The 22,313-nt window shown below is 61.4% G+C and carries 25 protein-coding genes and 1 pseudogene; 21 read left to right on the top strand and 5 right to left on the bottom strand.

The window, feature by feature from the left end; genetic code table 11:
* Positions 1–574 precede the first annotated feature (574 nt).
* Entirely contained in the window at positions 575–994 is a 420-nt protein-coding gene (locus FIV42_RS00790) for a VOC family protein (protein ID WP_141195820.1), read from the top strand.
* A 350-nt stretch (positions 995–1,344) separates the two neighbouring features.
* Here the strand turns inward: FIV42_RS00790 and FIV42_RS00785 are convergent, their stop codons facing one another.
* A complete protein-coding gene (locus tag FIV42_RS00785) occupies positions 1,345–1,953 on the bottom strand; it encodes an SHOCT domain-containing protein (protein ID WP_168210301.1) in 609 nt (202 codons plus the stop codon).
* Positions 1,954–2,572: 619 nt separating this feature from the next.
* Entirely contained in the window at positions 2,573–3,619 is a 1,047-nt protein-coding gene (locus FIV42_RS00780) for a hypothetical protein (RefSeq protein WP_141195818.1), read from the bottom strand.
* 102 nt (positions 3,620–3,721) lie between these two features.
* Between FIV42_RS00780 and FIV42_RS31540 the strand changes: the two are divergent.
* The 4 genes and pseudogenes from FIV42_RS31540 to FIV42_RS00765 all read left to right on the top strand — a co-directional run.
* Positions 3,722–4,027: pseudogene (locus FIV42_RS31540) on the top strand (hypothetical protein); the annotation flags it as partial.
* Between the two features lie 140 nt (positions 4,028–4,167).
* Positions 4,168–4,677: a hypothetical protein gene (locus tag FIV42_RS00775; RefSeq protein ID WP_141195817.1), complete on the top strand. Its 510-nt coding sequence runs from the start codon at positions 4,168–4,170 to the stop codon at positions 4,675–4,677.
* A 148-nt stretch (positions 4,678–4,825) separates the two neighbouring features.
* A complete protein-coding gene (locus tag FIV42_RS00770) occupies positions 4,826–5,866 on the top strand; it encodes a hypothetical protein (RefSeq protein WP_141195816.1) in 1,041 nt (346 codons plus the stop codon).
* A gap of 145 nt (positions 5,867–6,011) precedes the next feature.
* Positions 6,012–6,395 carry a hypothetical protein gene (locus FIV42_RS00765; protein ID WP_141195815.1) on the top strand — a complete coding sequence of 128 codons (384 nt, stop codon included), beginning with the start codon at positions 6,012–6,014 and terminating at the stop codon, positions 6,393–6,395.
* Positions 6,396–6,497: 102 nt separating this feature from the next.
* Here FIV42_RS00765 and istB read toward each other — a convergent pair whose 3' ends face one another.
* Positions 6,498–7,250, bottom strand: coding sequence for an IS21-like element helper ATPase IstB (gene istB / locus FIV42_RS00760; protein WP_141195814.1), 753 nt, complete (start codon positions 7,248–7,250; stop codon positions 6,498–6,500).
* Positions 7,237–8,808 carry an IS21 family transposase gene (istA, locus tag FIV42_RS00755; protein ID WP_168210300.1) on the bottom strand — a complete coding sequence of 524 codons (1,572 nt, stop codon included), beginning with the start codon at positions 8,806–8,808 and terminating at the stop codon, positions 7,237–7,239. Before istA ends, istB begins: the two co-directional genes overlap by 14 nt.
* A gap of 209 nt (positions 8,809–9,017) precedes the next feature.
* On the opposite strand from istA, the gene FIV42_RS00750 reads away from it, so the two are divergent.
* Positions 9,018–9,494 carry a phage tail protein gene (locus FIV42_RS00750; RefSeq protein WP_141195812.1) on the top strand — a complete coding sequence of 159 codons (477 nt, stop codon included), beginning with the start codon at positions 9,018–9,020 and terminating at the stop codon, positions 9,492–9,494.
* A gap of 612 nt (positions 9,495–10,106) precedes the next feature.
* On the opposite strand, the gene FIV42_RS00745 is transcribed toward FIV42_RS00750, so the two are convergent.
* A complete protein-coding gene (locus tag FIV42_RS00745) occupies positions 10,107–11,078 on the bottom strand; it encodes a hypothetical protein (RefSeq protein ID WP_141195811.1) in 972 nt (323 codons plus the stop codon).
* 102 nt (positions 11,079–11,180) lie between these two features.
* Between FIV42_RS00745 and FIV42_RS00740 the strand changes: the two genes are divergently transcribed.
* The 15 genes from FIV42_RS00740 to FIV42_RS00670 all read left to right on the top strand — a co-directional run bounded on the left by FIV42_RS00740 (position 11,181) and on the right by FIV42_RS00670 (position 22,296).
* A complete protein-coding gene (locus FIV42_RS00740; RefSeq protein WP_141195810.1) occupies positions 11,181–11,585 on the top strand; it encodes a hypothetical protein in 405 nt (134 codons plus the stop codon).
* Positions 11,569–11,970, top strand: coding sequence for a terminase small subunit (locus FIV42_RS00735; RefSeq protein WP_141195809.1), 402 nt, complete (start codon positions 11,569–11,571; stop codon positions 11,968–11,970). The genes FIV42_RS00740 and FIV42_RS00735 overlap by 17 nt, the downstream gene beginning before the upstream one ends.
* A gap of 6 nt (positions 11,971–11,976) precedes the next feature.
* Positions 11,977–13,218 carry a terminase large subunit domain-containing protein gene (locus FIV42_RS00730; protein WP_141195808.1) on the top strand — a complete coding sequence of 414 codons (1,242 nt, stop codon included), beginning with the start codon at positions 11,977–11,979 and terminating at the stop codon, positions 13,216–13,218.
* Positions 13,219–13,221: 3 nt separating this feature from the next.
* Positions 13,222–15,615: a phage portal protein family protein gene (locus tag FIV42_RS00725; RefSeq protein WP_141195807.1), complete on the top strand. Its 2,394-nt coding sequence runs from the start codon at positions 13,222–13,224 to the stop codon at positions 15,613–15,615.
* Positions 15,608–16,705, top strand: coding sequence for a phage protease (locus FIV42_RS00720; RefSeq protein ID WP_141195806.1), 1,098 nt, complete (start codon positions 15,608–15,610; stop codon positions 16,703–16,705). The genes FIV42_RS00725 and FIV42_RS00720 overlap by 8 nt, the downstream gene beginning before the upstream one ends.
* A gap of 121 nt (positions 16,706–16,826) precedes the next feature.
* Positions 16,827–17,747, top strand: coding sequence for a hypothetical protein (locus FIV42_RS00715; protein WP_141195805.1), 921 nt, complete (start codon positions 16,827–16,829; stop codon positions 17,745–17,747).
* A gap of 113 nt (positions 17,748–17,860) precedes the next feature.
* On the top strand, positions 17,861–18,100 hold the full coding sequence (locus FIV42_RS00710) for a hypothetical protein (protein ID WP_141195804.1): 240 nt from the start codon (positions 17,861–17,863) through the stop codon (positions 18,098–18,100).
* Between the two features lie 44 nt (positions 18,101–18,144).
* Entirely contained in the window at positions 18,145–18,492 is a 348-nt protein-coding gene (locus FIV42_RS00705; RefSeq protein WP_141195803.1) for a hypothetical protein, read from the top strand.
* Positions 18,492–18,932, top strand: a complete 441-nt coding sequence (locus FIV42_RS00700) for a hypothetical protein (protein WP_141195802.1) — start codon at positions 18,492–18,494, stop codon at positions 18,930–18,932. The genes FIV42_RS00705 and FIV42_RS00700 overlap by 1 nt, the downstream gene beginning before the upstream one ends.
* A 3-nt stretch (positions 18,933–18,935) precedes the next feature.
* Positions 18,936–19,211 (top strand): SAP domain-containing protein, encoded by a 276-nt coding sequence (locus tag FIV42_RS00695; protein WP_141195801.1) that lies wholly within the window; start codon positions 18,936–18,938, stop codon positions 19,209–19,211.
* Positions 19,204–19,752, top strand: coding sequence for a hypothetical protein (locus FIV42_RS00690; RefSeq protein ID WP_141195800.1), 549 nt, complete (start codon positions 19,204–19,206; stop codon positions 19,750–19,752). Before FIV42_RS00695 ends, FIV42_RS00690 begins: the two co-directional genes overlap by 8 nt.
* A 9-nt stretch (positions 19,753–19,761) precedes the next feature.
* Positions 19,762–20,328, top strand: coding sequence for a hypothetical protein (locus FIV42_RS00685; protein WP_141195799.1), 567 nt, complete (start codon positions 19,762–19,764; stop codon positions 20,326–20,328).
* A 78-nt stretch (positions 20,329–20,406) separates the two neighbouring features.
* Entirely contained in the window at positions 20,407–21,393 is a 987-nt protein-coding gene (locus FIV42_RS00680; protein WP_141195798.1) for a hypothetical protein, read from the top strand.
* 22 nt (positions 21,394–21,415) lie between these two features.
* Positions 21,416–21,943, top strand: a complete 528-nt coding sequence (locus tag FIV42_RS00675; protein WP_141195797.1) for a hypothetical protein — start codon at positions 21,416–21,418, stop codon at positions 21,941–21,943.
* Positions 21,944–22,053: 110 nt separating this feature from the next.
* The gene (locus FIV42_RS00670; RefSeq protein ID WP_141195796.1) at positions 22,054–22,296 is read left to right on the top strand and encodes a hypothetical protein; all 243 of its coding nucleotides are present in this window, start codon (positions 22,054–22,056) and stop codon (positions 22,294–22,296) included.
* Positions 22,297–22,313 lie beyond the last annotated feature (17 nt).

Genomic DNA, 22,313 nt, shown 5'->3' with positions numbered 1-22,313 from the left:
CGGATTCCCAGACATCGATTCGCACCGGGTAAGGTGCTGTGAGGTCACGCGGCTTCTTACTGATACCACGGCCAGAGCAGTGCGCATCGCGGCATTTATGGCAACTGCGCGATTCCTAGGGAAGGAGGATCACTTCGAGTTTCGCAAAGTCGACGGAGAGTTAGTTGTTGCCCGACGTACCTAGAGGGTGTCGATGTCATCAGCGGTGAGGATTGGCCAGAACTCCAATCGAGCCGCGTCGGAAGGGAAGTACACTCCCCGACGATGTCCACTCCATGCGCATCTGCGACGTTTTTGATGAGCGGATCCGCAGGCGAAGCGCCGTCTGCTGAGGCCTCTGTAGCCGGGTCCGACCCGAGCGCCAGCGAGGAGAGGGCCCGGGGCGCCGTGGGATGCCTCGACAGGTGGTCGATGTGGCCCGCCCCTCCGTCTCGTGAACAACACTCGACACCTCCCCATGGCGCTGGAAAACGCGCCACAGGGAGGAGCATCTTGCGGATCGGCGGCGTGGTCGGTTTATGCCCGGCAACGCGCTCGCGTTCTGAGCCCCAACACCTGAGCAAGGAGTAGACACATGTCCGAATCACCATTTCACCTGGCCTTTCCGGTCTCCGACCTCGAGGCGACGCGCGCCTTCTTCGTGGACGTTCTCGGCTGCCGCGTCGGCCGAACCGACGAGCGTTGGATCGACTTCGATTTCTTCGGCCACCAGATCTCGGCGCACCTGCGACCCGAAGAGGTGAGCGCCTCGCGCACCAACGAGGTCGACGGCGACGCCGTGCCGGTGCGCCACTTTGGCGTCGTCTTGGCGTGGGAGAAGTGGCACGAACTCGCCGACCGGTTGCGCGATGCGGAGGTCGAGTTTCTCATCGAGCCGCACACCCGGTTCGAGGGCAAGCCAGGCGAGCAGGCGACGATGTTCGTGCAGGACCCGAGCGGCAACGCCTTGGAGTTCAAGTCGTTTCGGGACCCGGACCAGCTTTTTGCGACGTGATGGGGGCGTCGGAAGGGAAGTACATTCCCCGACGAAGCCCACTCCATGCGGTCGCGCGACGTTCTTGGATGAGCGGAGCCGCAGGCGAAGCGGTGCCGATGCGTTGTTTGCTGAGGCATGGGTAGCCCCTGGAGGGGACGTCGACTTGCAACTTCGAGAGCTGAGGATTGCGCCGACGAATGTGCAGCACAATGACCGACGAACGCAAAGCCGCTGTCGAAGACTTGTATCGGGTATTCGTCCTGGACCGGCGAACGCCAATGGACGATTACTGCCGGTGCTGTGTCGATGAGCAGGACTACGCGCGGCTTGTCGATGCGTTTATGGCGATTGATTGCCTGGGCGAGTTATCAAACTCTCTCTAGGAGTGCGCGCTTCTTCTGTTCAAACTCGGCGTCTGATAACACCCCTGAGTCATGGAGTCCCTTGAGCTTTTCGAGCTGCTCCAGCGGGTCGGCGCCCCCGGTGGAGCTCGAATGAGATGGTGCGGACGGTTGCGACTTCGCGCGCCTCACTGACTCTAGAAACTCGCGGTTTTCTGGATTGTCTCGCATGCCGTACTCATACTCGTCATTTACCTCGAGCGCGAGAAGCGCTTTGTCGGCCGAAATATCCAGAGTGCGGATCTTGTCGACAGAAATCTGCTGGGTTCTCTCCGCGTCCGCCGAGCCCAGACGGAAGGAAGTGCCGACGAAAACCAAACGCTTGTTGGTGAGGAGCAAAGAGCCGGTGAATTGATCGGAGGCTTTCAATTCGAAAATCTCTCCGATCCATGCATCGACAGCGCCAATGATTCTTTCGTCCGCCTCTTGGTGCTGCTCGCGAAACCGACGAACTCCTGTAGGTTCCTTGGACTCTTTATCAGTCGCGCCGCCGCCATTGCGTCGATGAATGAAACGCACGCCAAAGAAGATGAAGAGCGCAAGCCCGATAAGCGAGAGTATCATCAAGGTTTCCATCAGTAATCTCCACATGATCCGTTGTATTTGGCACGTGATGCAGTCCGGCGATCGAACACGCATTGTACGGAGTGTCGCCCACGGCATCTCGGCCCGCCCTGAGTAAAAGGTTTATGTTCGAAGTGTAGGCTGCTGTGCGAGTCGATGCAATCGTGGTTGAGTGGAGTTTTGATGCCGTTGGGGGCAGAGGATGCGCGGACTTCCGTAGGCTTGACGGCTCTCCTCACCACGTGCCCCGCAAGGAGCCACACGCTTGCGCTCCGGTCGGATGAGGCTACAGAGGCCTCACTTCGGCTACGCCTCGTTCGGCGCAGCCCAAGACTACTCGGTCGCTGCGCTCCCAGCGCGCTTCGGCTTCGCCTACGCTTATCGGGTGGGCCTGTTGTGGGTTTTGAGAGGGCAAGAACGCAAAAGCCCGACCTTTGCCGGTCGGGTTTTCTAAGTCGGAGCGCCCGGATTTGAACCGGGGACCCCTTGCACCCCATGCAAGCAAGGGGTCTAGATATGAATTTCTTGGTGTGACCGATGAAGCCCGCATTATGCGGGGTTGGGCGGCGCTTGTTGGTCTTCGTTGGTCGCGAAAAATGCCGATCTTCGACTTGTCAGGAAACTTGTCAGGTTATGGGGCTTGTCCGCAAGAGTTAGTCGGTTCGGCAATCCAAATGCGTTCTGCATTTTCGTAATCGCTGATATCAAGCGCGATGGGAGCAATTGTCCCCTTGTTCCGAATTGGGCGCTCGCTGCTGAAGGTTGCACGCAAAACGACATCGGTCCCGAGTCTTGAGGGTTGCAGGCGTAGCGTTACGTCGAACTTGTCGGGGAAGACGTCGTACCCCATGTCAGTCGGGAACCATTTGAGTCTCAGCGCAATGCTCGTCGGTCCTCCCAGAACAATCGCATGACCGCGACAATCTACCATTGAGGTATGTTTGCCGTCTCCGAATGCCCCTGCAGGCTCGGCTGATGCGAAATACGGCGACCACCTAGAAAGATGAATGGATTCTAGCTCAGGGGACTCTAATCGGATCCTGTGGAACGGAAACACGATTTGTCCTTCGCCAAGCGGCTCCAGGTAGATTTGAGCATCGAGACAGAAAACGAGCCTGTCCTTTGGTCGACCGACCGAGGCTGCAGCTAGTAGCATTTCTGCATCAGGTAAGCGCTGAACCGGCACCAAGACCGATACGAGATCGCGACGTCTTGCGGTCCGTGTCGTATTGTCCTCACGCCATGGCACCTCAAAGTCGATGCGTCCGCCCTTCGGATTATTGACGAGATAAGGCGCCCGCTCCGTCCCAAAATAGAAGGCTACTACCACTCCGTCAGCGTGGTCGATCGTGAGGCACTCGAGAAGCTCAGGTACTAGTGACTCGAACTTCGAGCTGATGCGCTGGTACCAGTGCTCGCGTTTGTCTGTGGCCACGTCCGTGATGCAGTGTGCCTCGTCGTCGAGGCCGAATAACCACAGCAACTCTGCACCTCGAGCTGCGTTCGCATGTCCGGCCAACTGCCGCGCGTGCTTGAAGACGTGATCGTCTTCGGGGATGTGTGGGTGGTCCCCCGGAAAATGAGCCTTGAGTTCGACACGGCTGTCCTCGACTCGGTTTCCCTCGAGCACCATGTCGATGACTCGGCGTGCCCACGCCTCCACGTCGATTTTTCGCATACCTCTCCCTGAAATCTCGAGCTTCCTGGTTGGGCCGTAGCATAGCGGGCTGGCCGTGAAGTTACGAGTGCAATCGATTGCACTTCAAACCCAAGGGGCGCCATGGGCGACTACGACCAGAAGCCGGAGCCCGGCCAATCGATGCGGGTGCACTACAACCTGCACATCGGCGGGCTCTCCGTAACCAACACGAGGGGCCGCGACATCTACCGGTGCCAGACCGCCTACATCGAGGACGCCGAGTTCCGGGTCAGTGAGAAGATGCGCCAGCGCGTGGTGATGACTGAGTGTCGCAACGTACACGCAAAGGTGCACGGTCATTGGGTCGAGCCCGAGGAGGAGCCGGAGCTACCTGTGGCGGTGCGCTACAACCCCTTCGTCGCCGGCGACTTCATCACCGTCAGGACGGCCAGCCGGTCAAAGAAGCCCCCATGGTCAAGATCGACGACAACCGCTGTTACGTCACCGATGCAGACGTGGAGGCCCTCGAGTGAGATCCCCCTTCTGATTCGCACCCCACCCACCTCATCGAGACGCACGAGGTCATCATGTATCAGTCCCAGCAACTCGCTACGATTCATGCCAAGCCTGACTGGATATCTGCGCTCCTGTACCGGCGTGATCCGCAGTTTGAGAGCGCGCGCAAGTTCGGCTTCTTCGTCGGCATCGTGCTCGACCACTGGCGAGACGGCCGCCCCGGGCTTAGCTCGCTCACTGAGGTGTACGCCGAAATCGCCGAGCTCGGCTGCCGGGTCCAGACGTCGCCGGATTACAGCCGGGTCGAGGCACCGGTGCTGGTGTGGCACGTCGATTGGATCCTCGAGGCGTTCCATGCGGCCCGTGACCGACTGACAGCATCAAAGCATAAGGGCGGGGTGGGGCGAGCTCGAGGGGAGGAAGCCTGGAGCCTCTGGTCGAATGTCGACGTCCTCGACGCCACGCAGTCCAAGGTGGCGCGGGCACTGGATATCTCGAACGCCACGGCCAGCCGTCGAATCGCAACCGCTCGCCGATATGTCGAGCGCGAGCTCGCCGACCGAAATCGATTGCACGTGTGACGATCGAAGATGCCGCTCCGGTGCTCACAGACGCATCTTAACCGCTGGAAAAATTTCCCCGCCGTTGTTAGCATCGCCGCGAAGACCCTCGTATATTAGGCGGACACGCTCCGCCAGAATTGCCACGAATCCCACACTGGAGGGGGACATGCAGAAGCTTTGGCTAACCGGTCTGAGCGCCCTGGTACTGAGCGCGCCGCTGGCTGCGTCCGCGCATGAAGGGCTCAAGGACAAGAAGGGCTGTCACACGAAGAATGACGGCTCGGACTATCACTGCCACAAGTCGGAATCGACGAAAAAGACGCCTGCAAGCACTGATTCGCAGACCGCAGCGACTTCGACCGGCACGAGCGGCTCCACGGCCGACTCTACAAAGACTGCCGACGCTGGCAGCAAGTGCGATCTCGACAGCTTCGATGGGCAGTTAGTGAAGTTCGATAAGGCAGAGGACCTGAAGAAATACGGCTTTCAGCTTTGGAGTGAACGGCCGAAGCTTGTTGGTGATGGCGTGGCATATGACAAGCTACAAGGGCGGAAGGGAAAGCTGCTCAGTAAGCCTATTTCCCACAGTAGCAGTGGCTTGGAGGAACAGTACTATCAGGTCGTTCTCGATGACTGCTCGAAAGTGTATACCAGCACTCTTGGTTCACCAAAGTCCGGGACAGCGCTGCAAGACTTCATGGCCTCCAACGACGTCTTCTACGTTCTCGAGGACGGCCTGGATGCGGATGTGACGTTTCCGCACAGCCAACTACGGAGTCGGGAGGGTGCATGCGTAAGACGCAGCCTCAAGGCGCCCTCTAGCGGTAGCTATAGGGTCACCATCGAGGTCTGCATGCGAGTGGGCGCTCCGAAGACCCTCGATGATGACAAGATCCCGCGGGTTCGCGTCCTTGTCCGAGGTCGTGAGCATTTAGTCTATGGAAAGGCTTGGCAGTTGATCGCAAGCCGAGATGGAAAACGTTTGTTCAAGGGCCGCTTGGGCGACAACACGCCAACACTTCTGGACTGCAGTCAGTACGGTTGCACCCACATGACTCTAAGTACCCCGATTTCCGGCAAGGAACTCACCGAAGGTGAATACACATTCCACTTCACTTATGCACAGAATACCGATCGCCAGCACAAGATGCGGATCAAGCTGACACCGGACGAGAAAGGGGAGAAGACCGCAGAAAGTGAGAAATAGGTCGTCCGACCACACTGCTTCCGCGGCTCTCCAGAAGCGAGAGAAGGCTAAGCAGTGAAAGCCCCACCTACTCATTTTCCGCGTAGAGAAAATGAGAGTGAAAGAGCCTCCTATCCGGAGGCTCTTTCTGCTTCTTGGAGTATTCGTGGCTGAGCATTTCGACGAACTACCCGCGGCCGACTACGCCACCGTCGATGGCTACGACGGCGACTATGTCATCTCTCGAGATGGCGAGGTGTGGTCGCTCAAAGGACCCTCCCCGAATCGGTTGTCGACCTTCGCCGGCGCCCTCGGTCCACGAGTGACCCTGTGGCGCCACGGAAAACGTACACAGCGCTACGTGCACGTCCTCATCAAGGAAGCCTTCGGCGACGACGACGTGAAGCCTGACGACTCGCTCGCCTTGTACATCCGAGAGCAGTACGGAGACGATCCTGACGTAACAGCATGGGCAGACCAGACCTTCGGGCGCCCGGACGCCGACAGACGAACTAAGAACTCCCTGTGTGTCAACGGACGGGCAAACTGATCGCGCTCAGTTCGGCCAAAGTGATCGCGATTTTCGGGCGGATGTCATGGGCGATTTCTCGTCGTTCTCCTCAAGGTGCTGGTTCGGCCAAAGTGATCGGGTTTAGGCCGTCTTGGCTCGGGCTTTCGACGGCGGGTTTCGATACGAGTGCCCGTCGAGCGTGACGACGTGGCAGTGGTGTAGCAGTCGGTCCATCGCCGAGCTGGCGAGCAGCGCGTCACCAAACATGGCGTACCACTCGTCGATGGCGCGGTTGGATGTGATCACGAGCGAGCCCTGCTCGTAGCGGCGGCGTATCAGCTCGTACAGGTCGACCGGCTCGTCCTGGGCCAGCGGACGCAGCCCAAGATCGTCGATGATCAGGAGGTCGACCGCGCACAGCTTGTACATCAGCTTGTCCCAGCTGCGGTCGGCGCGGGCTGCTCGAAGCTCGCTCAAAAGCTGATGTGCGGCGACATACCTGGTCTTGTAGCCGGCTCGACAGGCCCGGTGACCCAGCGCCTGGGCGATGTGCGACTTGCCCGTGCCGGCCGGGCCGACCAGGAGCACGTTTTCTTGGCGCTCGACAAAGCTTGTGGTGCCGAGCTCGATGATCCGCTCGCGTGGGATCTTGGGATTGAAGCTGAAATCGAAATCCTGAAGCGTTTTGTGGGCCTCGAAATCAGCCTGGCGAATCAAGCGCGTCAGCTTATTGGCATCGCGGCGCTCCACCTCGTCGTGGAGCAGTCGATAGACAAAGTCGACGTAGCCAAGCTTGTCGTCGACGGCCTGCTCGGCGCGAAGCTCCAGCGTATTGAGAAGCCCCGACAGCCGCAGGCGCTTGAGGATGGGGACCAGATCATCACGAGCGCTCATGGTAGACCTCCTCGGCCAGGGCCAGCTCCTCGAAATTTCGGGCAAAACGCGGGTGGGCGAGCTTGCCGTGCACGTAGACGGCCTGCGGGATGGCAGGCTCTAAGTCGATGCCCTCCACCAGAATCCGCTTGATGCCTTGATAGGTGTAGTTTCCGAAAGCGCGAGCCCTTCGGCAGGCGCCCTCGGCACGCTCGACGGGGAACTGCTCGAGGTACGACACGATCGCCTGGACTGCGCGCAGCTGATTGAAGACATCGTCGGCCCCGAAGACCTCCTCGACATATTCGCCGACGATCGGGCTCATCCGGTCAGCCTTGTCCTGCCACCACTGACGGCTTCGGTGGCGCAGATCGCGCCGCCCCTCAGGAAGGTGTGCCTCATGGGTGCTCTTTCTGGGACCGCTTCGCTTGTGCGAGGTGCACAGCTCGTCGTCATAGAAGATATCGACGCTTGCGCCTCGAGCTCGGATCCAGACGGTCTGGCCGATGAGCCGAAACGGCACCGAGTAGAGCCGGCGCTCGAATTCGACGTGGCTGTCGCGGTGGACCTTGGCCTTCTTCCAGACCACCGGCACAAAGGGCGTCGGCGGCAGTGCTTTAAGTGCTTCTGCCTCCTCAGCGTCGAAGTGCTCGCGGGGCACCCTGTGAGTGGTGCCGTGGACTCGCCGATTGGCAATCTGGTCGAGCCACAGGCTCAATTGCTCCTTGGCCTCGTCGAGCTTCTCGAGGGCGCGCGGCGCAAAGAAGTTTGATTTGACGTACTTGACCGCCGACTCGACTTTGCCCTTCTTTTCAGGGGCATACGGCGGGGTCGGGTCAATCATAAAGCCGTAGTGGCGAGCAAGCTCACGGTAGCTTCGGTTGAGCTCCGGTTTGTCCTTGAGCCCGAAATAGCAGCGCACAACCGCCGCTTTGAGATTGTCCGGCACCACCGTCTCGGGCACGCCGCCGAAGTACTCGAAGGCGTCGACGTGCAGGCGAAGCCAGGTGTCGACCTTTTGGTCGAAAACCAGGTCGACGTACATCAGACGGCTGAAGCCCAGGACCATCACGAAGGCATAAGCCTTTCTGACTTTGCCGCTCATCGGGTCGAAGAGTCGGCCGACATAGCCAAAGTCGACCTGGGCAATCTCTCCTGGCGCGGTCTCGACGCGAATGACCACATCTTGCGGACGTGGGCCTCTGTCGGCTTTGATGCGGGCGCACATGCGCTTGACGGCGGACAGGCTGCCGTCGAAATCGGCGTGCTCGAGCCGAAGCCTGTCCCAGATGGCTCGGGGTGAGCGCGTGCGCTCGTACATCTCTTCAATCTGTGCGCGCCACGGCTCGACCGTGGAGGTCTCCTGGGGCGGCGTGCTCGTCGGAAGGAGCTCTGCGACCGCCTGCTTGAGCTCGTCCAGTGGGATGATCTCGGAAGGCTCGCCTTTGAGCAATCCAGCCTCATCGAGCGCGTGGCGGTATTTGCGCTCGGTATTGGGACTCATCTTTAGAAGGCGGGCAATCTCGCGGCAGCCAACGCCCTCACGGTGCATCCGCACCAGGTCTTGTAATCGATGCATGTCGATCCTCTCATTGCTCATCGGGTCCTCCAGAGCAGGGGCTAAAGCCATCTGCTCTGCATTCTCCCAGTCTGAGCGTTTCAGGTCATCGACATCCGCCCGATTTTGCGATCACTTTGGCCGAACCAGGGCCGATCACTTTGGCCGAACCAGCCGTGGTCACTTTGGGCGAACCAGCTACGATCACTTACCCCGGTCTGTGACACCCTGTGTTCGCAGTCACTGCCAGACCGACTGACCGTGACGTAAGGGCGGAGATAAAAAACCTTCACCCGAAGAAGGTCATCAACGCCCAAGTCCGGGCCATCAACAAGACGGCCCGCGGCCTACGCACCGAAATCAGCAAAGGGGTCCGCCAAGAGGTCGCACTGAAGGCGAGCAGCGTCAAAGACTCGCTCAAGAGGCACAAGGCAAAGCGGCGGCCGAACCCGCGGGCCACCCTCGACGTCGACGCTAAGCCCATCCCCCTCAAGCACGATGGCGCCCGACAAATCCGAAAGGGTACCAGCGTCCGAGTGAAGAAGAGCTCCGGCCGCAAGCTCATCAAGCATGCCTTCGTGCCGAAGAAGCTCGGCAAGCATGTCTTCCAACGCAAGGGCGACTACCGGCTCCCCGCGTCGGAAGGGAAGTACATTCCCCGACGATGTCCACTTCATGCGGTCGCGCGACGTCGTAAGATGAGCTGAGCCGCAGGCGAAGCGACGCCGAAGCGCTGTTTGCTGAGGCCGCTGTAGCCGGGTCCGACCCGAGCGCCAGCGAGGAGAGGGCCCGGGGCGCCGTGGGACGCCTCGACACGTGGTCGGTGTGGCGATCTCCCAACGACCCGCTTCGATCGAAATGGCAATCTTCGATTCGCCCGCACGTTGCGACGCCCAGCCAGGTTGTGACGTCGAGCGATCGACCACGTGTCGAGCGTTCACCATTTGTCCCCCCAACCTCCCTACGCTTGCGCTCCGGTCGGATGGGGCTACAGAGGCCTCACTCGGCTACGCCTCGTGCGGCGCGCTTCGCCTACGGCTACGCTTATCGGGTGGGCTTGTTGTGACGGTGTGGGGAGAGTGGGGCAAGAACGCAAAAACCCGACCGTTGCCGGTCGGGTTTTCTAAGTCGGAGCGCCCGGATTTGAACCGGGGACCCCTTGCACCCCATGCAAGCCTTGGGCGTCTCGTTTGTACCCACATGGCGGCGAAAAAGTCCGCTTTTAGAGGGTTTGGGCGGGTTTGGGGTCTTTTGGTCCGTTAATGTGTGGTCTTTTTTGGGCTTGTCAGAAAACTTGTCAGATTTGGTGGGGTCACGCTTCATGTTCGCCAGTACGCTCGGTTTCCTTCGGACTTGAGATGGTGCAATTCGCTTTCTTCCTCCACATGCCGGTCTTGATGTGATGGCGTGGCTAGGAACCTGATCCACGAAGGCCCGTTCGAAATGGCTGGCAAGTTGTTCGGGAACTCCCATTGTCGGCAAAACTCGAATACTCCAGGGCCTGAAACTAGCACGCCGGCTGGACCACAAGAGATGGTCGCTGACTCGTATCGAACCTCTCTTCGTAACTTGCCGACTTTGGCATTCTCGTACTTAACTGTGCAACTTTCCAGCTCTTCAGGAGAGATAAACGACGTCATCAACTGGAGCCGATGAAAAGGCAAGAACAGGCTGTCTCCAGGAAACGGCTCAATGTAGATCTTGGCCGTCGCTTTTAGAAAGCCGCCACCTTGGGAGCGTCTTTGAATCTCAATTTCACCATGAAGCAACTCAATTCCAGGCAGCTTTTGCACCGGCACGAGAACTCGGACTAAATCGCGTCTCTTGGCAGTCCTTGTCGTATTGTCCTCGCGCCAAGGCACTTCATAGTCAATCCGTCCGCCCTTCGGATTATTGACGAGATAAGGCGCCCGCTCCGTCCCAAAATAGAAGGCTACTACCACTCCGTCAGCGTGGTCGATCGTGAGGCACTCGAGAAGCTCAGGTACTAGTGACTCGAACTTCGAGCTGATGCGCTGGTACCAGTGCTCGCGTTTGTCTGTGGCCACGTCCGTGATGCAGTTTGCCTCGTCGTCGAGGCCGAATAACCACAGCAACTCTGCACCTCGAGCTGCGTTCGCATGTCCGGCCAACTGCCGCGCGTGCTTGAAGACGTGAACGTCTTCGGGGATGTGTGGGTGGTCCCCCGGAAAATGAGCCTTGAGTTCGACACGGCTGTCCTCGACTCGGTTTCCCTCAAGCACCATGTCGATGACTCGGCGTGCCCACGCCTCCACGTCGATTTTGCGCATACCTCTCCCTGAAATCTCGAGCTTCCTGGTCGGGCCGTAGCATAGCGACCCGGTCGTGAACTTACGAGTGCAATCGATTGCACTTCATACCCAAGGGGTGCCATGGGCGACTACGACCAGAAGCCGGAGCCCGGCCAATGGGTGCGGGTGCACTACAACCTGCACGTCGGCGGGCTCTCCGTGACCAATACGAAGGGGCGCGTCATCTACCGGTGCGAAACCGCCTTCCTGGAGAAGGCCCAGTTCCGAGTCAGTGAGAAGATGCGCGACCGCGTCGTATTGACCGGCTGCCGGAACGTCCATGCCAAGGTGCATGGGAGCTGGGTCGAGCCAGACGACGAGCCCGCGTTGCCGGTGGCCGTGCGCTACAACCCCTATGACGCCGCCGACTTCATCACCGTAGACGACGGCCGTCCCGTCAAGACCGCACCGCTGGTCAAGATCGACGACAACCGCTGCTTTGTAACCCATGACGACGTCGAGCCCAAAGATGACGAAGCTGACTGAGAAACAGCGTCGGTTTGTCGAAGCCTACCTGGGGAAGGCGTGCGGCAATGCCACTGAGGCCGCAAGGATCGCTGGCTACTCCGGGGACGACGATACCCTTTCGTCGACCGGCTACGAGAACCTTAGAAAACCTCAGATTCAGGAGGCTATCGACGAACGTACCGACGAAGACCCGCTGGTCGCCGACAGGATCGACAGACAGCGGTTCTGGACGGGCGTGATGTATGACCCCAACGCGACCATGTCCGACCGCCTCAAAGCCTCCACGTTGCTCGCCAAGAGCCAGGGCGACTTCGTCGATCGGACCATCACCGAACACAAGGGCGAAGTGACTTACAAGCTCGACGTGCCGTGGGAGAAGGGCGACGATGCCGAGTCGTTGTAAAGGGGCGTGCCTGAGATAACAATTCAGATCCCGGAGCTGTACGACAAGCAGCGCCGGGCGATCTTCACTGGGACGCGCTACGCGTGGATCGAGGCGTCGACGAAGGCCGGTAAGACCTTTGGCTGTCTCGTCTGGCTCTTGGTCCAGGCGCTGCGTTGCGCGGACGGACAGAACGTGTGGTGGGTCGCCCCGGTTGGCTCACAGGCGCAGATCGCTTTCGACCGACTGCGCAAGTACCTGCCGCGGGCCATCTACCGCGAGAACTTGTCCGAGAAGTCCATCGCCATCAAGGGCGCTGGCAAGCTCTGGTTCAAGTCGGCGGACAAGCCCGACTCGCTGTACGGCGAAGACGTCCACGCCGCGGTCATCGACGAAGCCTCCCGCGTCAAAGAGGACGCCTGGACGGCCGTTCGCTCGACGCTGACGGCGACGCAGGGGCCGATTCGCATCATCGGCAACGTCAAGGGCCGGTCGAACTGGTTCTACAAAGGCTGCCGCCGGGCAGAGCAGGGCGCCAAGGGACACGCCTACGCCAAGCTCACCGCCTACGATGCGGTCGACGCGGGCATCATTCCTCGTGAAGAGATCGAGGACGCCCGAGAGGCGCTTCCCGAGCACGTCTTCCGGGAGCTCTACCTCGCAGAGCCAAGTGACGACGGCGGCAATCCGTTCGGCATGAAAGCCATCGACGACTGCGTCGCCCAACTCGCCCCCGGCCCGCCGGTCGTCTGGGGCTGGGACCTCGCACGCTCGACGGATTGGACGGTAGGCATCGCCCTGAACTCCGAGGGCAAGGTCTGTGAGTTCCACCGCTTCCAGAAGGACTGGCCAGCGACCGAGCGAGCCATTGTTCGCCTGACCGACGGCGTCGACGCACTGGTCGACTCGACCGGCGTGGGCGACGTTCTCATTCAGTACCTGCAACGCAACGGCCGCAACTTCGAGGGGTACACGTTTACCCCGAAGTCCAAGCAGTACCTCATGGAGGGGCTGTCGACGGCCATCCAGGGCCACAAGACGAGCTTTCCCGACAACGAGATCAAGGCCGAGCTCGACACCTTCGAGTACGAGTACCGCCGCAACGGCGTGAAGTATTCGGCGCCGGAGGGCCTGCACGACGACTGCGTCTGCTCGCTCGCTCTTGCCTGGAAGCACTTCGACGGCCTGTACCGAGTCAAGAAGAACCAACCCGAGCCCACCACGGTCGGCACGCTGCCGAACCGCGGGCGTATGTCCAAAAAGTGGTAGCCAATGGGAGCTCCCGACCTTCACAAGAAGTACGGCGTCACCAAGCTGTGCAAACGTCTGCACGAGGCCGACGACAACCCCGCGTGGGAGGTCATCGACGGGGGCAAAGCCTTCACGCTCGTTCAGAACCTCGAGGAGCAGGGCTACCCGAACGTGCGCTACGAGCGCGGGCTGCCGCGGGGCAAAGACAACACGCCCGACTTCAGCTATCGGGCCCGCGGCGTCAAAGGCGACCCCGGCGTCCTGTGGCAGACGTATGTGAGCGATCCGCTGGTCAAGTCATCGGTCGACGCGACCCACGAGGGGCTTGCGAGCGGGCAGTGGACGTTCGTCGTTCCCGAGAAGACCCCGGCGGGCATTCGCAAGAGTGTAGAGCGCCACGCGAAGTTCTGCCAGCACACGCTGATCGACTCCAGACCGTCGCACTGGTCGGACTTCCTCAAGGGCTGGACGTTCGGCGACCGCGTCTACGGCTTCAGCCTGTGGGAGATCGTTGACGCCACCGACGGCGGCATCAACGCGCTCAAGTACCGTCGGCCGGGCACCGTCGGAAAGTGGCTGTTTACCGAGGATGGGCGCGACTGGGCCGGTACGTCCTTCGAGTACGACGGCTCCAATTTCCCGGACGTCACGATCTCGTCTGAGCACCTGCTGTTGTACTCGACGGGTATCGGGCTCGACCTGGAGGGACTATCGGCACTTCGGCCGGTGGTGCGCTGGGTCGAAATCAAGCAGCTCATCACGCAGATCGAGACGGCTGCTGCCGAGTCCCACGGAAACGGCACCGGCGTCGTTCGAGACCCCGAGGGCAAGGCCGACACCGACGACCTCAAGAAGGTCATCGCCGAGCTCGAGGCGGCCGCGGCCTCCGACGATCCCATCGTCTACATCGGGCGCTTTCTCTACGAGCGCATCTCCCCGAACGGGAACCTGCCCGACTTCGAGGCCCTTCGCCGCTACTGCGACGAGCAAATCAGCCTCGCGCTCAAGTCGACGGGCTCACTCGTGGGGCTGGGGGACACCGGGACGTACAACCTCGCCGAAATCAAGGACAACGTCGAGAACATCCGGCGTATCCGCTACTTCGGCGAGCAGGTGTGTGCGCTCATCAACGAGCACATTGTCCCGCGCATCATCCGCAACGCGTTCGGCGCGCCGATCAATCCGCGGTTCATGCCCAAGCTCACGTTCTCGCTGGGCTCGGATACCAAGGACCCCGACTGGCTGGAGAATCTGACCAAAGCGACGCAGGCGGGCTTCATCGACCCGAATGACACCGAGGTCCAGAACAAGGTGCGAGAGTATCTCGACCTCGCTCCGGTCGACGAGAGCAAGACGCCTCCGACCAACCCCGACGGGGACGAAGAAGACGCGACGGACGACCAAGAGAGTCAGTTCTCGCATGAGCCGCCGCGGCCCGGTGAGTCGCACGCAGAACGCGCCATCCGCGTCGGTGACTTCGTACTACTGGAGCGGCCGACGGAGCTCAACTACGACCCGGAGAAGCTGCGAAAGTGGGTCTTGGAGAGCAACAACGAGATCGGTCGGGCGCTCAGAAAGACCGCGGCCGAATATCGTGACCGGTACGTCGAGCTGACGCGCAACGTCTCGGACCCGCAACGACTGATGCGCATGAGCCGGGCCGTCCGAGATCAGTACCTCGATCGGTACGCCGATACCATCAAGTTCGAGCTCAACCGTCTGGCCCTCAAGGGTAGCGCGGCACAGCTCCGCCAGCTCGGGGCGCTCGAAGTCGAGCAGGGCCAACTGCCGCTGCCGCGTGTGTCCAAGTCGGCGGGCAACCCCGACAAGGTCTACGGCCTCAAGCGCCTGTCTGACCAGTTCCACCGCCACATCGACATGCAGGCCCAGCGGATCGCCCAGCACGCGATCAACGTGACGCAGAGCTACTTGGACAGCAACGCCGTGGTGGAGCTCCCCGAGGACGCCCCGGAGAAGCTCAAGCCTCAGATTCCCACGGCGTCCGCCTTTGCCAAGCACGCCCAACGCTACACCCAGCGAACGTTCAACTACGGGCGCGAGCAGATCGTCCAGCGCATCCGCAACGAGGCTGAAGCCCGCGGCATCGGGGACACCCGTATCGTCATGGAGTTCAGCTCGGTGATGGAAGAGGACTCGTGCGAGCCGTGCCGCCAGAACGACGGCCGCCGCTACTTCCTGAACTCCAAGCCGTACCAGCGCGACAAGCCGCCGTACCGAAACCACGAGGGGCCGTCGGATACCTGCCTGTGCCTGATGAACGCGATCTTGCCGGCGGAGCAGGGCTACCGCGATATCCTCGCCGAGCTCGACGCCGGCGGCAGCAAGGTCACAGGCTTCGCCGACCCCTACCTCCGCCACGTCATCACGCTGACGCAGGACACCGCCCATGACTAAGGCACCCGAACAGCTCAACTACTGGATCAAGCTCGCCGACGCGGAGGGCAAGCGCACCTCGTGGGTCAAGGTGCTCCCCCTGGGGGAAACCATCGACTACCACGGCCGCACCATCGAGCTGTCGGCCGACTACCTCACCAATCTCGTGTCGGAGACGCAGCGGCTCAACGCCTACTTCGACCAGAAGGCTCGAGAAGGGGGCGGGGAAGCCTACCGCCAACCGATCTGGAGGGAGCACCAACCCAAGACCGAGCGCGACGGCTCCGTCGACGACGTGAAGCTCACGAAGCACGGCGGGTTCAACGGCGTGTGGGTCAAGCTCAGTCGCACCGAAGACGCTCAGAAGGCCATCGACGCCGGAAAGATCAAGTACGTCTCCGCGGGCATCGTCCCCGAGTACACCGTCGAGAGCGGGGAGTCCTTCGGGCCGGTCATCCGTGAGGTGTCGCTGACGGCCGACCCGTTTCTGAAGTCGATCGGCACCATTCAAGACACCTTGGCCGTCAACCTGTCGCAAGACGCACTCACGCAACTCTCCATCCAACTGGGAGCAGATGACATGGAAGAACTACTCAAGAAGCTCGAAGCCCTGACCAAGACCGTCGACCAGATGGGTAAGACCGTCGACTCGGTGGCCGCTCGTCTCGACGCCCTGGAGGCCGACGAAGACCCCGAGCCCGACGTCGACGAGTCCGAAGAGACCGAAGACGTCGGCGCCACCGACGAAGAGCCCGAAGAGGAGGGCGCCAGCGACGACGAGTCCGCCTCCGAAGACGAGTCGGAGACCGATGACAGCGACGCCGGGCCCGGCAGCACCACGACCGTTCTGGACGTCGACACGAGTGCGGCCGAAGCCAAGCTGTCGAAGCTCGCCAACTTGGTCGACAAGGTCAACTCCGGCTTCGAGAAGCTCGCCGGGCACGACAAGACGATCCCCCGGCTGTCGAAGCTCAAGACCGAAGAGCTCGGTCACCAGGGCGACCCCGAGGCACCGGCGGTCAACCTGAGCTACGAGAAGAAGATCGACAGCCTGATGAAGAAGCACGACTGCTCGCGGCTCGAAGCGATCGAGCTCGAGATGAACCAGTAGCCCCAAGGGCTGACGAGGCCCGCTAACCCGTACCACCAGCCATTTAACAGTGAATCACGGCTCCACCCACGACCACGATTGATACGACCACGAAAGGGGCCTCCAGTCCTTTGGAGGATCTATGCCTTTCGATCAGACGCAAATCAACGACGCCCGCGCCAAAGAGGTCTACAAGGGCCTCAAGGAAGAGGGCGAACTCAAGACCAGCATGGTCGACGTCATGTGCCAGAAGGTGCCGAAGTCGGCCATCCCCGGCATCGAGGGGAAAATCAAGTCCCTCGACTTTCAGGCCATCGTCGCCACCAACAGCCTGTCGGGCTTCCGCGCGCTCGACGCCACGTCCGAGGAGATGGGGACCCCGGTCAGCGACCGCGACTTCAAGATTCAGAAGATCCAGAATCACAAGTCGTACGCCCGCGGCCTAGAGGGCGACCAGCTCTTCCAGAAGATCAAAGAGAGCTTCGTCCCGCACCTCGACACGCAGGCGGCTTTCGAGAAGGACTTCGAACTCAACACCATCCTGTCCGGTAGCGGCACCGCCGTGACCAACGCGCAGGACGTCACCGTCCGTCAGCTCTCGGCGGGCGCGAGCGAGACCTGGGACGACCCCAACTCCGACCCGTTGGGTGACCTGCGAAGCGCCGTGCAGGATAGCTTGGCCGACACGGTTTACCTGGGCACCACGAAACAGAACCAGCTTCAAGACCACGACCAGTTCCAGAGCCAGACCGGCTGGAAGTACGCGACCTCCAGTCAGATCGCGAGCTTCCTGGAGGACTACCTCAAGGTCCAGCGGGTCATCCTGAACGACGTCGTCTATCAGAACGGCGCCATCACCGACACGGCCGACGTCAAGCGGCTGAACGCCGACCAGGCGTGCGCCTACAACTCGGCGAACCTGTTGTACCTCGACTGGAGCGACATGGAGTTCGTCACCGAGGACGTCAAGTCGGACAACGTGCGCAAGCTCCACGGCATCGTGCACGGCTCCATCATCGTTGTCGTCCCGGACTTCTTCATCGCCTTCCAGGACGTCGCATAAGCCCCCGCGGCTGACGTCACACCGAACCAAGGGAGCGGGTAGCCTCGGAGGGGGTTCGACTCCCCCTCTCCCTTCTTCATCTGCCGCACTCATCAACACTACCGGAGCAACAGATGGCGAACGAAGCCACAGACCATCATCCGTCGGTCGCGCACCTTCTCGAGTTCTTCACCTACGAGCACTTGCCGGAGCACCTCCAGGCGGTCTCTCGTCCGTTCTGTGAACTGGCCGAAGAGCTGGCAGCTGAACTGCCGAGTAACCCGGAGCTGACCGCGGCGTTGCGCAAGCTGCTGGAGGCCAAGGACTGCGCTGTGCGGGCGACGCTGCAGCCGAAAGCCGCACTGCCGAACTGACCAACGCAGAAACACGCATCACCACAAGAGTACACGAGGCCTTCATGGGTAAGACATACCGCAAGCATAAGGGCAAATGGGTAACTCTCGAGGAGTTCGAGAAGCTGACGGCGACCAATGCCGACCCACCGAGTCAGGACCGCGAAGGGGGGCCCGACACCCCGCCGGCGACCGACGACAGTGAGCAGGACACCCCGCCGGACGCCATCGAGCTGGGGCCGCCCACCGATGACCTCGAACAGAAGCGACTGGTGGCCGAAGCCCGCGGCGTTCTCGAGCGTGAAGACTGGCGCGAGATGGGCAGCTTCCTCGCCGAGCATCGTGAGGAGCCCACGCCGAAGGGCACCGAAGACCGCAAACAGGCTCTCCGAGACTTCATTGAGGCTCAGTAATGACCGTGTCCACCACGCATAGCGTCACTGCTCAGGACGTACTCGACGAGCTGCCGCAGCGCACCGCGCATGTGGACGCGACATCGGAGCCCCTGAACACGACGCAGATCGAACGGTGGGTCGCGCAGGCGTCCGGCCAGCTCAACGCCATCATGGCGCGGCACGGCATCGAACCAACCACGTTGGGCGACGACGAGTCCGAGCTCGTGCGAAGCGGCATCATCGCCTTCGCAGCGGCCAAGAGCCTCACGCGCACGAACGCCTCAGATGCCGACGTGCGCCGCCAGTGGGAAACGTGGGGCTCGGTTCGCAAGACCCTGCGCGACTCGCCACAGGACCTCGGAGACAGCCAGAAAGCCGAGAATCAGATCGCTTCCAACGTCGACCCGGCCAACCCCACCCCGAAAAGGTGGGACACGGACGGGTTCACAGGGTGGTAGCCCATGCCGAAGAACGTCGTCATCACTCGTCAGATGCAACTCGTCCTCGAGAAGGGCGAAGAGCCCAAGGGTCACCGGGACTACGCGGTGATTCCCAACGATCTTTACGAGGCGCATCCCGACTGGTTCCAGCTCATCGAAGACGTGCCGGTCGAAGACCGTCCGGCCGAAGCCCTGGAAGAGCTGACCGTCGACGAACTCAAAGAGCACCTTCGCGAGCGCGACCTTGCCACGTCGGGAAACAAGCCCGAGCTCATCGAGCGGTTGACCCATGCTTGAAGTCCGCATCGGCGCCGGAACCGAGGACGCCTTCGCGCGGCTGCTGGGCGTGACCAACGACCTTCACATCGAGCGGGTATGGCCCGACCTCGCAACTGAGGTGGTTCACCCGTTCATGTTGGCGCACTCCAAGAAGCAGTTTGCGACCGAGGGCCGCCACGGCGGCAGGCCGTGGGCCGACTACTCGCAGGAGCCGCTCTACGCAGCGTACAAGCTCATGAAGGTCGGGCACCTCGACCTACTCCGGTGGCAGAAGGGCGGCACCTTCGAGCAGCTCTACCCGTCGCTGACCGACCCGAACCACGACCTGCACATCTTCCGAGTCGGACGGACGTCGGTGAGCATCGGCTCCGCCGTCGACCACGCCTACAGCCTGACGACAGACACCGAAGGGCCGTTCGGCGAACCGTCTCCAGGGCGCGACGTGCTCGCTATGCGACCCACACACGGAAAGCGCCTGACCACGAATATGCAACGCCGCCTGAAGCAGCGACTGGCCCGTCGGGGCCTTCGTATCGGCGACGTGCGAAGCAACCTGTAGGAGTCGTTCATGCCAATACCCATCGCCGACAGCATCATCCAACTGACGGACCGGATCGAGGCCGTGGTGAAGGCGGAGCTACCGGCGCCCTTGGACGCCAAGGACACGCCCGAGTACCCGCTGCCGGTGCCGGACGAGCACAACTACATCGTTGGCGACGAGACCATCTCCGAAGCCTTCCGACAGTTGGGCGGCCCGGAGCTGTACTGTTCGATCGTCTACGAGCCGTCCGAACTCGAAGCCCGCGGCTCAGGGGACGGGACCGCCGAGACCTACAACCAGCTCACGCGGGTCGCCGTCTCGATCGTGCTCAAGCAACCGGCCGGGTTCAACCTGCCTACCAGAAACGGCCGCAAGCTCTTGATGAAGGACTGGATGCGGCATCGCACCGAGCTGTACCGCGGGGCGGTGACCGACGTGCTGACCGAGCATGTGACCGACTTCGACGTCATCCAGAAGACCGAGCTCGTTCGGTCGGCCGTATCGCCGCCCATCAACCAGGACAACGAGACCTATCGCGAAGCGGCCGTGCTCATCGAATGCACGCAGCACGTCGCCGTGAAGATTCCGCACTAATGCAAACGTGTGCACCCGCTGAAAGTGCAATCGATTGCACACGCCTGAACGCACCCACGTCACCCCTAGAGGCTACATATGGCACTCACCGACAGACATCTCCTCGCCGTCAAAGCCGAACCGGCCTATGGCGACGACGCCTTTACCGGCTCTACCCCTTCCGAATGGCTGGGCATCATCGGCGAGCCCTCCATCCAAGAGTCCGTAGTCGAAGTCGGCCCGGAGGAGAAGACCGCCGACGGCCTGGGCGGCCAAATCCTTCGCTACGGCGAGAAGACGGACGTGCAGTTTACGACCTATCTGGTCGGTAAGGACTCGGCCGCCGGTGACCCGCCGCCGTCGGTGCTCGCCGACCTGTTCAAGGCGTGCAACCTCGCCGAGACCGTCAACGCCAGTACGGACGTCACATACGACCTCGCCTTCGGCCGCTCAATGAGTCTGGTGCCGTCGATGACAGTCTACGAGGCGATCCGCGACGACGAGTCCGGCGACTACTTCATCCGACTGGTGAAGGGCGTGCGCGGAACACCGACCATCACGTTTGAGGACGGCCAAGACGTGCGCGTCCAGTTCAGCGGAACCGGCCTGTACTCGGAGCTGTCGGCCGCGACCACCGCGATCAATAACCCGACGGGCTACAGTGGCGGCAAAGACCGCTTTAAGGTCCAGGGCATCGTCTTCGACCTCGACGGCACGCAGTACGACATCACTGCCTTGGAAATCGTCACCGGAATGGAGGTCGACGAAGACCGCAACCTCACCGCCGACAACGCCGTCGACGAGGTCGGGCTCTATCTTCCGAACGGCAACAAGCCCGGCGGGTCGACCACTTTCAAGGCCCGCTCGCAGGAGATGACCAACATCCTGCCGAAGGTGCAGGTTCCCGCCGATAACGTCGTGCCGAAGGGGACGCTCACCATTACGCTGTCGCACGGCTCCGACACCATCGAGATCGTCGGCAGCGGGTGCGCGCTTGGCGCCTATGCCAAGAACCTCGCGGGCAGCAACTACACCTTCGACGTGCCGCTGACGTTCCTCGACGGCCTGTCCATCACCTTCACCTGATTCTGACTCCCGGAGTGCCCCTATGGCATACCAGCTTGGACAACGAGAGCGCGTGGCCGGAGCCTTTGACGTCTCGCAGCTCGAAATCACGCTGAAGTACCGAAAGACGTCGCACCCCGAACTGCTCGACATCGAGATTCACGCGGCGGAGTTCGAGCAGAAGTGGACCGACTGGTCCAGGGCGAAGTCCCGTCTGTTCGACGAGCTCGAACCCTACATCGAGAGCGACGACGCCGCCGACATCAAGACGGCGGAGCTTCTCGCTCGATTGCCCGACGATCTTCGTGACGAGTGGCTCGACGAGTTCACCACGCTCAAGAGCGGCATCACCTCGAAGGACGTCGAGCCCGTTCTCGACTTCATCGACGACCACATCATGAAGGTCGACGGCATCCGCGATCGGCAGGGCGAACCGGTGACCGAGTGGGACGACATCCCCAAGGCCGATCGGCTCGAAGTGCTCGCCGACATCCCGCCGCACGAGATCGCCTCGCTGTACGGTGAGATTCGCAAGACCATCGCGCTGACGGTCGACCAAAAAAACGACTGAGGGCGTATCTGGAGTTGCTCTACGCCGACGGCTGCCGGTGCCCTATTTGCCGAGGCAGCCATCCAGATACGCCAGAACACCGTGAGCGGTTCGGCTGCAAGTACACGGACGTGCGCCCCGACGTCGTTCGACTGCACGACGCCTACCGCGTCTATCTCGACCCGCCGCCGATGAGCCCCTATCAGCCGGTGGCATCCCCGCGCACCAACCTCATCGACTTGCCCTACTACATGCGAGAGGTCGCCCAACTGGTCGATCACTTTCGCGCCCAAGCCCAGACCGAGCAGCTCCGCGACGAGAAGGAACAACGAAAGTCGCGAGAGATGCTCCAGAAGGCCGGTATCCCGACGTGACATATGGCAAATGAAGA

It is taken from the genome of Persicimonas caeni (assembly GCF_006517175.1).
GTDB lineage: Bacteria > Myxococcota_A > Bradymonadia > Bradymonadales > Bradymonadaceae > Persicimonas > Persicimonas caeni.
The sequence above is the reverse complement of the archived record's forward strand: the minus strand, read 5'-3'. Positions and strand labels throughout refer to the sequence as shown.